This is a genomic window from Acinetobacter sp. YH12233, assembly GCF_013417725.1.
In the GTDB taxonomy this organism is placed as follows: Bacteria; Pseudomonadota; Gammaproteobacteria; order Pseudomonadales; family Moraxellaceae; genus Acinetobacter.
Window position 1 is genome coordinate 14,612 of record NZ_VPDK01000041.1, and the last position, 12,807, is coordinate 27,418.

The following is a 12,807-nucleotide window of genomic DNA, read 5'->3' on the forward strand; positions in this document are numbered from 1 at the left end:
TCTAATTATGAGTTATCAATCCATTAACCCCTTTAACAACCAGAAATTAAAAGATTATCCGTCACACACTGATCAAGATATCCAAAATGCCTTGGATACCGCAGAAAAAATCCTGAAGTCGGATTGGACTCAACAAGTAGATACCCGGATTGAGGTACTTCGCAAACTGGCAAGCAACATGCGGGAACGCAAGTCAGAACTGGCTAAAATCATGACGCTGGATATGGGTAAGCTGATCAAGCAGAGTGAAGGTGAGATTGAAAGTTGTGCACGTATTGCAGAATATTATGCAGATCATGCCAAAGAGTTTTTAGCGCCAGTTTCTTATGAAACGGAACTGGGAGAAGCTTGGGTAGAACACCATCCTTTAGGCATTATCATGGCGGTAGAACCTTGGAACTTCCCATTCTATCAATTGATGCGTGTTTTTGCCCCAAACTGTGCGATTGGCAACCCTGTGGTAGCCAAGCACGCCAGCATCGTTCCGCAATGTGCTGAAGCCTTTGAACAGTTGATTTTGGATGCAGGCGCACCGAAAGGTGTGTGGACTAATCTGTTTATCAGTAGCGATCAGGTCGCAGATATTATCGCAGATCCGCGTGTACAAGGCGTTGCTCTCACGGGTTCAGAAGGCGCAGGGCGTGCAGTAGCGGGGCAGGCTGGGAAACATGTCACCAAATCGACACTGGAACTAGGCGGTAATGATGTATTCATTGTGCTGGATGATGCTGATCTGGAAAAAGCGATCAAAATTGGCTGTCAGGCACGCGTTAATAACACGGGGCAAGTTTGTACAGCAGCTAAACGTTTTATCCTGCATGAGAAAATTGCAGAACAATTTAAAGCGGGCATGCTCGAGGTCTTTGAAGGCTTAAAAATTGGTGATCCATTGGATTCTGAAACTACTCTTGGCCCACTGTCTTCGGCAGATGCGTTGGAAAAACTGACCAAGCAGGTGGATAAAGCTGTAGAGAATGGCGCGAAAGTTTTGACTGGTGGTAAGCCTTATGAACATGAAGGTAATTTCTATCAGCCAACTATTCTGGAAAATATCAGCCGTGATAATCCGGCTTGGTATGAAGAATTCTTTGGCCCGGTCGCTCAAATTTATGTGGCAAAAGATGAAGATGAAATTGTATCGATTGCCAATGATTCCAATTATGGTCTCGGAGGCGTGATTCATTCACAAAATATTGAGCGGGCGAAAAAGCTGGCTTCACGTGTAGAAACTGGCATGATCTGGATCAACTGGTATACCGATACTGCGCCAGAGCTGCCATTTGGCGGGATTAAAAATTCGGGTTATGGTCATGAACTTTCAAGCGATGGTTTCAAAGAATTTGTGCAGAAACGATTGGTGGTGGTGAAAAGCCCAAAAAATAAGCCCAACACCAAACTAGAAAGCCACTGCTGAAGTGGCTTTCTTTTAATTAGTATTGATTAAATTCCTTTCGAATATGACTAATTATCACCTTATTATAAAGATACGGGCTTAAGAAGATGTAGTCTAAAATTTGAAGCTATCTTATTTGGATAAAAATATTATATCTGCTGATAGTGAATTTAATTAAATCATTATTATTCTTATATTTATGTGTAAATAAAAATATTTGTTTGGAGATAGTCGAGCATAATTTAAAAATAACAGCCAAAAAAATTTTAAGAATTTTTAAAGAATAGCGGAGAAATACAATTCTATAGTTGTTGCAGTTTTTCTATTGTCTATAATTAAGGAGATTATTCAAAAATAATCTGAAATTATAATAATAGAAGAGAGAATTAATATGCCAACAACAATGAAAGCAGCGGTCGTAACTGCATTTAACCAACCCTTAGAAATCCAAGAACTCAACATCCCTCAAGTTCGTCCAGGCAAAGTCCTGGTCAAGATCATTGCCACAGGTGTTTGTCATACCGATCTGCATGCCATGCATGGCGACTGGCCGGTGCAACCGAGCTTACCTTTTATTCCCGGGCATGAGGGAGTAGGAGAAGTGATTGAAATAGGTGAAGGCATTGACCATTTAAAAATAGGAGATATTGTCGGTATTCCATGGCTGTATTCGGCGTGTGGTCATTGTGAACATTGTTATGCGGGCTGGGAAACCCTGTGTAGAAAACAGCAAAATTCGGGGTATTCGGTCAACGGCAGCTTTGCTGAATATTGTCTGGCCGATGGAGATTATGTAGGAGTAATTCCGGAGGGAGTAGACTTACTTGAAATTGCACCTATTCTCTGTGCAGGCGTCACTGTCTATAAAGGTCTGAAAATGGCTGATGCCAAAACAGGAGACTGGATGGCAATTTCGGGCATTGGCGGTCTGGGTCATATTGCTGTTCAATATGCCAAAACCATGGGATTTAATGTTATTGCCATAGATGTGGATGACTCAAAACTGGAACTGGCCAAAAATCTGGGTGCTGATGTGGGCATAAATGCACTGAAATCCGATGTAAAAGAAGAAGTGATGAAAGCCACTGGAGAAGGTTGTCATGGGGTATTGGTAACAGCAGTCTCTCCCAAAGCTTTTGAACAGGCAGTCTCGATCGTGCGTCGGGGGGGAACTATGGTGCTAAATGGTTTACCACCAGGCAAGTTTGACTTGTCGATTTTTGATATGGTACTTGACGGCATTACGGTGCGCGGCTCGATAGTGGGTACACGACTGGATCTCAAGGAAGCATTGGATATTGCTGCCCGGGGTAAGGTTAAGGCACATATTAATGTTGAGCCGCTGCAAAATATCAATGATATTTTTCAGCGTATGGAACAAGGGAAAATTGATGGCCGGATCGTGATCGATATGCGACTTTAATTCCTCATTGAGGGAAAATAAAAGCCAATCTGGTTCTTGCCGGATTGGTTTTTTGATGAAAGGGATTGAATGAGTTTTAACCTTGTTTCTGCTCGGGATTCTGGATCAGCAAGCCGGCCAGTTTGATCATTTCGGCTTGAACATTGACCATCTGCGATTCAATCTTTTTCAAGTCCACTTGGCTAAAATCCACCTGACCATTCAAGAGGGGAGAAGCCAGCACTTGCTGGTTTGCAGACATCATATTATTACGAATCTGGTCAATTTCCTGACTTTTTAAGTTCAGGTTACCCAGCACCTGATTAAAACTGCTGAGTTGCTGTTGAAGCTGGGTCGCAGTGGATTGCAGCTGCTGGGTATCTTTGGCTTCGACCGCCGTTTGCAGTTCGGTCTGGGTCTGTTTTAACTGTTCCACATAACTGCCGGCCTTGAGCTGCAAGTCGGCGACATCCCGAACCATATAAAACATATTGCCAGATTTAAGTTCAGTTGGTGTTGCCGAGCCTTGTTGCTGAGAGGTTGGTTCCAGATCTGACGTTGTTGTATCTGCCTGTTCAGTGGGTGTTTCGACAGCCTGTTCGCAGCCCATCAGTAAAATTCCCGAGCTAAATAATGCGAAAGGAAGGACAGCATTGGCAAGAATTTTGGACATGGAATCAGGGTCTCGATACAGGTGATAGAATTTGGATAGTATTTAATATAAGGACAAACTATGGAGATAAAAAAGATTGTTGCAAACTCATAACAATTCTTCTGGATTTTAAATAATTAGCCAGACAGAAGTGAGAAAAATCTAATAAAAATGAATAAGTAAATATTTTATTTTAAGCGGGGCGGCTCGTTTGGCCGGCGATTAACTTGAAGACTTTATTGTGTGGAATTTCATTCGACTATTATTTTCCTGCGTCCTAAGCAATTGCTGATTGTGCACGGATTGGTTGAGTCTTTACAAATGTAGGTGAATATCAACTTAGTGAAATAAGAGTTTTAAATAGAAATAAGTACCCATTATGAAAACAGATACTTATTTTAATCTTAATGCTTATTGGGAGAGCAGAGCGTTATTTTGCCAGTTCTGCATTCACCGCATCTACAATGCGTGGATCATCTGCAGTAATGTCTGGTGCAAAACGTGCCACCACTTCGCCATTTTTATTGATCAGGAATTTTTCAAAGTTCCAGAGCACTTCCGGTGGCTGGTTAGGGGTCAGGCCATAATCGACCAGATCTTTCCACCAAGGACCTTCGCCAATACGTTCCGGTACAGCCTGTGTAAGAGTGGTATATAAAGGATGCTTGTCTTCGCCCGCCACAGAAATTTTTGCGAATAACGGAAAGTCGACTTTATAATTCACCGAACAGAATTCCTGAATCTCGGCTTCACTGCCTGGTTCCTGCTCCAGAAAGTTGTTGGCAGGAAAGCCCAGAATTTCCAGACCTTCAGCTTTTTTATCATCATACAGTTTTTGTAAGCCTTCATATTGCGGCGTCAGGCCACATTTAGAAGCGACGTTGACCACCAGCAAAACCTTACCCTGGTACTGGTTTAAAGTGGTTTCTGTTCCGTCAATGGTTTTGACTGGAATGTCATATACAGAGCGAGTCATTAGATTTCCTGTTTATTGCGACTGAATCGGTATTTGTTTTAACGGGTATTCAGATTTAGTACAAGTACAAACAGGTGAGCTGATTTACTCAAGGCAGTAAAATTGCTGCAATATTATGTGAAAAATCTATTATGCTAGGGTGCGAATAGGAATAGCTTAATACAAGACCAGCGACTCATGGATGACAGTATGATACAACAACAAAAAGCAGCCTGGTGGGCCATGGCCTTACCACTGGCCGCAGTTTTGATTTGGTCTCTGAATATGACGGTTACCCGTTATGTGGCGGATTATATTTCTCCCTTAAGTATCAGTTTTTATCGCTGGGTTCTGGCTCTGCTGATTTTAACGCCGTTAATGTGGCCCAAGGTTCGCAAAGCCTGGCCGGAAATTCGACCGCATCTGGGGCATCTGGCTGTCTTAAGTGCACTGGGCATGGTGTTGTATCAAGGCCTGGCTTATACCTCAGCACATTATACCAGTGCCACCAATATGGGCCTGATCAATGCCTTTATTCCAATTTTTACTATTATTGTCGGAATCTTTGTTTTACATGTTCGTCCCACTTTAATGGCGGTGATTGGTAGTATTTTGTCTTTTATTGGTCTGATGTATGTGATGGGGCAGGGGCAATGGGCACATTTACTGGATGCAGGAGATCATTATATTGGTGATCTGCTGATGCTGATTGCGGTATTTTTCTATGCCTGTTATGGCGTTTTGCTCAAAAAATGGCAGATCCAGATTCCGCTATTGGTTAGTCTGTATATGCAGATTTTTTTGGCCGTTCTCTATCACATTCCTTTAGTGTTGTACTCAGGTCTGGATGCTATTAATAGTAATAACGCAGCAAGTATTATTTATGCCGGAATTTTTCCTTCTATTGCTGCCCCATTCTTATGGATGATGGCTGTACAACAACTTGGTCCAAACCGCAGCAGTATTTTTATGAATTTGATGCCGGTCTTTACGGCGTTAATCGCTTATTTATGGTTATCTGAAGCCTGGACAATCTACCATAGCATTGGTGGTGCCATTATTCTAGTAGGTATTTTATTGGCGCAATACCCTGCTAAACCCAAGGTTTAAGCGATCAAATAAAGAGTTAAAGTTTTATTTGTTTAATATTTGAATAAATGATTACATTATTTTTACAGTATTATTCCTTAAATTTAGTGATTATGGATATAAAAATAAATTATTAAAAATTAACTTCATTTTAAAACTGAAACAAAAATAGCAAGATATTTTGAATTTTGATTAAATTTTAAATATTTTTAATAGAAAAAATGTATTAATAAATTGTTTTATTATATTTGCTGTTGTGACGGATTTCTCGCATAATGCCCGCATCGAGAATGATGAATCAGAAAAAACCTAGATTTATCAAACTCCCAGAGATTTACAGACCCTCTGGATGTGATAATACACATCCTTTTTTATGCTCAACCATCCCTATATGGTTGAGCTTTTTTTTTGTCTTAAAACTTTAGTCGGCTTGAAAAGAAAAATGACTGAGCAAAGGCTCAGTCACGAATAATTTCACCTGTTACAGCATCAATAATCCGGCTTGGTTTCTGGCTCAGTCCCAGATCGCCATTCAGATAATTTAGGTCCTGACCAAAATAACGCATGGCATCTTGCAGGGAACGTGCAGGTTCTAAGCCGGCAGGATTGGCACTGGTTGAAACAATAAAACCGCCAAAAGCCTGACACAAGGCTACACAAAGAGGATGAGTGGTCACGCGCACTGCCACTTTAGGGTGTTTGCCTTTAATCCAGCCTGGAATATCGTCATTGGCAGGGAGTAACCAGGTGGTTGCCCGGTCTGTAGGTCGATCATTACTCCAAGACTCAATTACTTTTTCACGCATTTCTTCACTTAGATCCTGAAGTAAATGTTCCACTTGTGAAATATGAGCTGCGAGTAAAATCACGCCTTTTTCAATCGGGCGCTGTTTTAAGGTTAAAATCTGGTGAAATGCCTGTTCATTATAGGGGTCGCAACCTAAACCCCAAACAGCCTCTGTAGGGTATGCCAAGACCTGTCCAGCTTTGAGACATTCAGCTGCTTCGGCAACAGAGGTGGTGATCATGTGTATACCTTATCAAAACAAGAAGTGTCTATTGTGAACCTTATTTATGTGGACGACAACGTAGATACATGCCGGCTTGCTGGGTGCAAAAGCCAAGTAGCTCTAGTTCCATCAATTGACTGGTCAGAGAAGAGACATCCTGTTGCAGATGATGACTGAGATGATCCAGATCCTGTCCGACCCAGTCTAACTGGTTATAAAGTCTGAGCAGATGAGGCGGTATGTGTGCAGGAAGTTCATCCGCCATGTCATGTTGTACTTCATTTTGTAAGGCTTGCCATTGGGTCGCCAAAGCCAGTTCTTCAATCACCTGTTGCGGGTGATCAATTAGAATCGCGCCTTCACGAATCAGCTGATGGCAACCCTTATGATATTCGCTATAAATATGTCCCGGAATGGCAAATACGGTTTTGCCTTGTTCGGCAGCCAGTTTGGCCGTAATTAGAGAGCCGCTTTTTAAGGTCGCTTCAGCCACAATGACTCCGAGACTTAAACCGCTGACAATCCGGTTACGCCGTGGAAAGTGATGCTGCAAGGGTGGAGTCTCTGGCAGAAACTCGGTAATGACCGCACCACCATGCGCAATAATCTCCTGGCGCAATTGTGCATGTTGAGAAGGGTAGGTCTGATCCAGTCCAGTCCCCATCACTGCAATGGTACCCTGATGTTTCAATCCTGCCCGATGTGCTGCTTCATCTATACCTTGTGCTAATCCACTATTAATATAGAAACCCTGTTCACTCAAATAAAAGGAAAAATCATAAGCTACTTGCCGGCCATGAGGACTCGGCTTGCGACTTCCTACAACCGCAATTTGAGCCTGAAGCAATGTATCCGGCTGACCTTGACCAAAAATAATTGGTGGTTTGTCTACATAGTGGCTGAGTTGCTGCGGATAATGCAGATCATGATAGAGCAGGATGAAATCACTATCTCGTTGAACTTTTTCCAGACAGCGCTGAAATTTCTGTTGTGATTCTGGAAGCGAGAAGTCTTTCAAGCGTTGGATATGATTGGCATGAATGCCAAGCGCCTGCCAGGTGGGCACCTGATCAGGCTGTAGGGCTGTGGTCAGACTTGAATAATGCTGACTGATTTTATAGAAGCTCGAAAGAGAATGCTGAACCAGATACCATAACGTCAGTGTTTCCAGTTGCACGCGTGATAACGAGTTCAGCATATCGAGACCTATATGTGTGTCTTCTTATTCTTTCAGTTGTAAAGTTAGATCAATCTATTATTCATCTAACAATGGCGCTTGAATATTGGCACCCACCTTGATAGGTAACTCACTTTCCAGCACATAAGCATAGCTCAGTTGGTCAAAAGTTTTAAAGACCATCAGATTGCCAATGCGCTCACCTGGAAGCTGTACGCGCTCTTTGGTTTTCGGATCAGTCACCACTTCACCTTTCTGGTTTACGCTGAAGACATGACCAGTCTGAACCCCATGTGCTGTACCACGGTCAATCGTTACGACACTATGACGCGCAGCAGTACCAATTGAACCCAGTACACGCACAATCTGACCACCAGCAACCGTATTTTCTGCATTCACTGGATAGAACAGGGTAGGTAACATCGGATCGTATTCAGGCAATACACGGTCACCGCGACGCACTTCGGCATTATAGCTATCTGTCAATTCCAGCGTGGTGACATCACCTTCGCCACGTACTGCGATTCCGGAAGCAACCTGTTGCAACTCTAGAGCAGCCGTGTATTTCTTGCCATTGGCATCGGTAAAGACATAAGGGTCTGCTTCACGATATACCGCATAACGCTGGCCAACCACCAGACCATTCCCGCGTGCATAGACCTTCTGGCCTTTACCTGCCAATACGCGCTGGTCTGCAGTGCCGAGAATGTAAGGCGTACCCTGAACTGAATCTGCTGCCACAATGGTATAGCGTTCCAGCCATTGCTGGATATGCGCCAGTGGAATCACTGGAATCGTATTATTTAAAGATTCAACGCGAACCTGTGGTTGTAATGAAGTACTACCGATATAACGACTGATGATACCTTCACAGCCATCACCTTCGTCTTTACCAATAATTGGACGGCCCTGATAGTCACACATCAACAGGCGGTCACCCGGGAAAATCCAATGTGGATTTTTCACGTGCTTGTTACTGGCCCAGATTTCTGGCCAACGCACCGGATTTTTTAAGAAACGTTTTGAAATATCCCACAATGTATCGCCTTTTTTGACCACGTAGACATTGGGTGCACTGGCTTTTAAAGCAGGTGGATTGACGTTACGGGCAGGAGCTGCCTCGGCTGAATACATTGTCCCCATACTCACTCCGACACAAACTGCCAGTGCGAGCATTTGATTTTTTAACCCCAAGGCACTAAAAAATGGCATGCCCTTCAAAACCTTTTTCATTATCATAATTCCTAAAATTATGTGCGTAGTTGCGTTATAATAACGATCTTACACACATTTTTTTGATGAAGCATTCCCTTCATTTGGTTTTTTGATCAATGGCATAATTGAGGACGCAGTATGGCCTTATTACCTATTTTAAGTTTCCCGGATCCCCGTCTTCGTACCATTGCACAACCAGTCGAAGAAGTTACTGATGAAATTCGTCAGCTCGCTGCAGATATGTTTGAAACCATGTATGAAGCGCCAGGCATCGGACTCGCCGCGACCCAAGTTGATCGTCATATTCAGCTGATTGTGATGGACCTGTCTGAAAACAAAGATCAACCCATGGTGTTCATTAACCCCAAAATCACACCATTGACTGAAGAAACACAGCCTTATGAAGAGGGCTGTCTATCAGTTCCTCAAATATACGATAAAGTTGAGCGTCCGTCACGCGTAAAAATCGAGGCAATTGGTCTGGATGGTCAACCCTTTGAACAAGAGGCTGATGGACTTCTCGCTGTGTGCATCCAACATGAAATGGATCACTTAAATGGTAAACTTTTTGTGGATTATCTGTCGCCATTGAAACGTCAGCGTGCCCGTGAAAAAGTAGAAAAACTGGTTCGCCAGCGCAATAAAGAAAAAGTTGCAGTTAAACGCTAGGACTCTTTTCCCAAGCAATTTTTATGCTTCAACAAGCCCAATTTCGATTGGGCTTTGTTATACTTAGCCCAGACAAATTCAAGGGTTTGCCTATGGTCCTGCGGGGAGGTCTGCTACTTTCCTTTGTGGCGGTATTTCTACAGATTGCTGTGTTCTTACAGCCTTTGCTGCCGAAGCAATATCAGGTTGCTCCGGTCTGTGAAACCATCACGCGCGCCCTTTTAGTTTCTTCTCATGTTCATTCTGAACATTCTGCCCATCATCACCTTGATCAGCATCCTATTTCCTCAGACTCCATGGCGCATGAACACGATGCCAGTCATCAGTGTCAGTACTGTACTGTCTATGGCAACCTGGTTTTGCCGCCTGAGCTTGAAGTGAAAGAAGTCCTGGATCGAATTCAGGTCAGACTATTGGCTTTTGAACAAGCCTTTAAGCATGTCTGGTTTATCCTTCAACGACTCTTTTTAATCCCGCAGGGACGGGCACCGCCACTGTTTGCATAAATCCACGTTGTTTTGCCTGGGTCTTTACTGACTTAGGCCGTGTTCAATTTATGTATTCAGTGAGATAGAAAATGGCTCAGCCTAAATTTTCTTTACAGCCCCTTGCGGCTGCGATTTGTGTTGCTTGTTATTCTTCGATGGTGTTGGCAAATGAAGCCATGCCAGTACAAACCATGGCACCGATTGTGGTGACTTCAACTGCCGGTAATGATGCCAATGGTCTGATTGTTCGTGCTGATCCAAAACAGCCGATTCAGCCAGTGCCAGCAACTGATGGCGCAGATTATCTGCAAAGTATTGTAGGTTTTAGTTCGGTCAATAGCGGAGCAGGTACCAATGGCGATGTGACCTTTCGTGGTATGTTCGGTTCACGCATTAAAATCCTGACTGATGGCACTGAAAACCTCGGTGCCTGCCCAAGCCGGATGGATTCGCCCACTTCATATATTTCTCCAGAAAGTTATGATCGTATTTCAGTGATTAAAGGCCCGCAAACGGTTCAATATGCCAATACCGGTTCGGCAGCAACCGTCATTTTTGAACGTACACCTGAACAGTTTGGGGAAGATCAACATTATCGCGGTCAGGCCAGTGTACTAATGGGATCTTTTGGCCGTCTGGACCAGAATATTGAAGCAGCTGCTGGTGATGAAAAGAAATATATCCGCCTGAATACCAGCCGCTCTGTTTCAGACAGTTATAAAGATGGTAATGGCACGACTGTTCCTTCCGATTGGGAGCGCTGGAATGCCGACATTGCATTAGGCTGGACACCGGATAGCGATACCTGGGTAGAGTTGACCGGGGGCAAGGCGGATGGTGAAGCTGTGTATGCCGGCCGTGCAATGGATGGCTCCAAGTTTGCCCGTGAAAGTCTGGGTTTGCGTGTTGAAAAGAGAAATGTCAGCGATGTGATCAAGAAAATTGAAGCACAGGTAAACTACAATTTTAATGACCATGTCATGGATAACTATAGTCTGCGCGAGTTCAAGCCTGGCGGTATGATGAGTATGCCTATGGCCACCAATGTAGCGCGTAAGACATTGAATGCGCGTATGGCCGTGACCAGTGAATGGGATAAATTACAGCTGATTACAGGTATCGACAGCCAGAATAATCAGCATAGCAAACGTAACGGAAATCTGATGACAGCGTATCAGAATAAGCCACGTATTAAAGATATGGAGTTCCAGTCGATCGGTGGTTTCGGTGAGCTCAGTTATGAGGTCAGTGATAATCATAAGTTGGTGAGTGGCCTGCGTCTGGATCAGGTCAAAGTAGAAGCAGTGGAGTCAAACCAGGAGCGTAAAAAAACTTTACCAAGCGCTTTTTTGCGTTTTGAGAATCAGCATCCAGACCATGATGATGGCAAGACTTATATGGGTATTGGCTATGTCGAACGTATGCCGGATTACTGGGAGCTGTTCAGTCCAAAATCAGGCAATGGTCATCCAAATACCTTTAAGAACATTGATACTGAAAAAACTTTACAGCTGGATATTGGCTACCAGCATGAACATGGTAATTTCAGTTCATGGGCATCGGCATATGCAGGTGTGATCAATGATTACATCCTCACGACTTACTTGCCAACAGGTAATATGGGAATGTTAGAAGCACATAGCCGAAATGTAGATGCAACAGTGGCAGGTGCAGAAGTCGGAATCGGATATCAGTTTACTGATGCGATTCAGGCTGATCTGAGTGCGATGTATGCCTGGGGTGAAAATACCAGTGACAATACGCCGTTGCCACAGATTTCACCTTTGGAAGCTCGGGTAAATTTACGTTATATCCAGGATAACTATACTTTGGGTGCCTACTGGCGCCTGGTCGATGGTCAGAACCGAATTAGTGAGCGTGAAGGCAATATTGTCGGCTATGATCTTAAGCAAAGTGCTGGTTTTGGTACTCTCTCTTTAAATGGTACATATCATGTAAATGACAACATGGATCTTTCTGTGGGTGTCGATAACGTACTGGACCGTACCTATGCCGAGCATTTGAACAAGATGGGCAGTTCCGGTTTTGGATTTGCTGCCAATGAGCAATTTAATAATATCGGACGGAATTACTGGGCAAGAATCAGTATGAAATTCTAATTTGAACTGAAAACAAACAAAAAGCAGGAGTTTTTTCCTGCTTTTTGTTTATGGTAGTAATTTAAATTCATGTTTATCAGTAAGTTAATATTGTTTTGTTTTGCATTAAATAATAACTCAAACTTTTATTAAAATAATTTTTATAAATAAAACAGTAACTTATGAATTTTATGGATTATAAAATAAACATGCGTTTGTAAAGTTTAAAAAATGGGGTTGCAAGCCCCCTGAAATACTGTAGAATGCACATCCATCGGCGGTGATGAAGATTAAAAATTCTGATAAAACAGTAACTTAGCATGAAATGGTTGAGTTAGGTTTTAGAAAGAAAGTTTAAAAATAATTTTCATTACTGGTTGACTTTCTAGAGATAGAGAGTAATATAGCCGACCTAGCTTGCTACTGACGAAGTAGCAAGAAGATCATTAAGAGATTATGAAGAACAACTTGTGTGGATTTTTACTGGTTGATTGATCGAAATTATTTTCATTGATTGAATGGTAGAAATTACTCGAAGTTTATTTGAGAAATATTTGTCAGAAAATTGATGAGCCAAGTTTAAGAACTTTACTTATAAAGTTCGAAATGATTTTAACTGAAGAGTTTGATCATGGCTCAGATTGAACGCTGGCGGCAG

Annotated in this window: 11 protein-coding genes; 6 read left to right on the forward strand and 5 right to left on the reverse strand. The window is 42.8% G+C overall.

What is annotated here, in order from left to right; genetic code table 11:
* Window positions 1–7: 7 nt before the first annotated feature.
* Window positions 8–1,414: an NAD-dependent succinate-semialdehyde dehydrogenase gene (locus FTV12_RS13995; RefSeq protein WP_180034226.1), complete on the forward strand. Its 1,407-nt coding sequence runs from the start codon at window positions 8–10 to the stop codon at window positions 1,412–1,414.
* A gap of 370 nt (window positions 1,415–1,784) precedes the next feature.
* Entirely contained in the window at window positions 1,785–2,816 is a 1,032-nt protein-coding gene (gene adhP, locus FTV12_RS14000; RefSeq protein ID WP_179992711.1) for an alcohol dehydrogenase AdhP, read from the forward strand.
* Between the two features lie 76 nt (window positions 2,817–2,892).
* Here the strand turns inward: adhP and FTV12_RS14005 are convergent, their stop codons facing one another.
* Both FTV12_RS14005 and FTV12_RS14010 read right to left on the reverse strand, forming a co-directional pair.
* Window positions 2,893–3,468: a hypothetical protein gene (locus FTV12_RS14005; protein WP_179992710.1), complete on the reverse strand. Its 576-nt coding sequence runs from the start codon at window positions 3,466–3,468 to the stop codon at window positions 2,893–2,895.
* 409 nt (window positions 3,469–3,877) lie between these two features.
* Entirely contained in the window at window positions 3,878–4,423 is a 546-nt protein-coding gene (locus FTV12_RS14010; RefSeq protein WP_064096960.1) for a glutathione peroxidase, read from the reverse strand.
* A gap of 189 nt (window positions 4,424–4,612) precedes the next feature.
* Between FTV12_RS14010 and FTV12_RS14015 the strand changes: the two genes are divergently transcribed.
* Window positions 4,613–5,512, forward strand: coding sequence for a DMT family transporter (locus FTV12_RS14015; protein ID WP_179992709.1), 900 nt, complete (start codon window positions 4,613–4,615; stop codon window positions 5,510–5,512).
* Between the two features lie 437 nt (window positions 5,513–5,949).
* Here the strand turns inward: FTV12_RS14015 and FTV12_RS14020 are convergent, their stop codons facing one another.
* The 3 genes from FTV12_RS14020 to FTV12_RS14030 are packed head-to-tail and all read right to left on the reverse strand — an operon-like array spanning window position 5,950 to window position 8,911.
* On the reverse strand, window positions 5,950–6,519 hold the full coding sequence (locus FTV12_RS14020) for an L-threonylcarbamoyladenylate synthase (protein WP_034171542.1): 570 nt from the start codon (window positions 6,517–6,519) through the stop codon (window positions 5,950–5,952).
* Between the two features lie 40 nt (window positions 6,520–6,559).
* Window positions 6,560–7,699 carry a DNA-processing protein DprA gene (gene dprA, locus FTV12_RS14025; RefSeq protein WP_180034227.1) on the reverse strand — a complete coding sequence of 380 codons (1,140 nt, stop codon included), beginning with the start codon at window positions 7,697–7,699 and terminating at the stop codon, window positions 6,560–6,562.
* A gap of 57 nt (window positions 7,700–7,756) precedes the next feature.
* Window positions 7,757–8,911, reverse strand: coding sequence for a LysM peptidoglycan-binding domain-containing protein (locus tag FTV12_RS14030; protein WP_180034228.1), 1,155 nt, complete (start codon window positions 8,909–8,911; stop codon window positions 7,757–7,759).
* A 120-nt stretch (window positions 8,912–9,031) separates the two neighbouring features.
* Between FTV12_RS14030 and def the strand changes: the two genes are divergently transcribed.
* The 3 genes from def (at window position 9,032) to FTV12_RS14045 (ending at window position 12,170) form a co-directional block, all read left to right on the forward strand.
* Window positions 9,032–9,562 carry a peptide deformylase gene (gene def, locus FTV12_RS14035; RefSeq protein ID WP_004780730.1) on the forward strand — a complete coding sequence of 177 codons (531 nt, stop codon included), beginning with the start codon at window positions 9,032–9,034 and terminating at the stop codon, window positions 9,560–9,562.
* Window positions 9,563–9,654: 92 nt separating this feature from the next.
* A complete protein-coding gene (locus FTV12_RS14040; protein WP_179992706.1) occupies window positions 9,655–10,068 on the forward strand; it encodes a DUF2946 family protein in 414 nt (137 codons plus the stop codon).
* 71 nt (window positions 10,069–10,139) lie between these two features.
* Entirely contained in the window at window positions 10,140–12,170 is a 2,031-nt protein-coding gene (locus FTV12_RS14045) for a TonB-dependent copper receptor (protein ID WP_180034229.1), read from the forward strand.
* Window positions 12,171–12,807 lie beyond the last annotated feature (637 nt).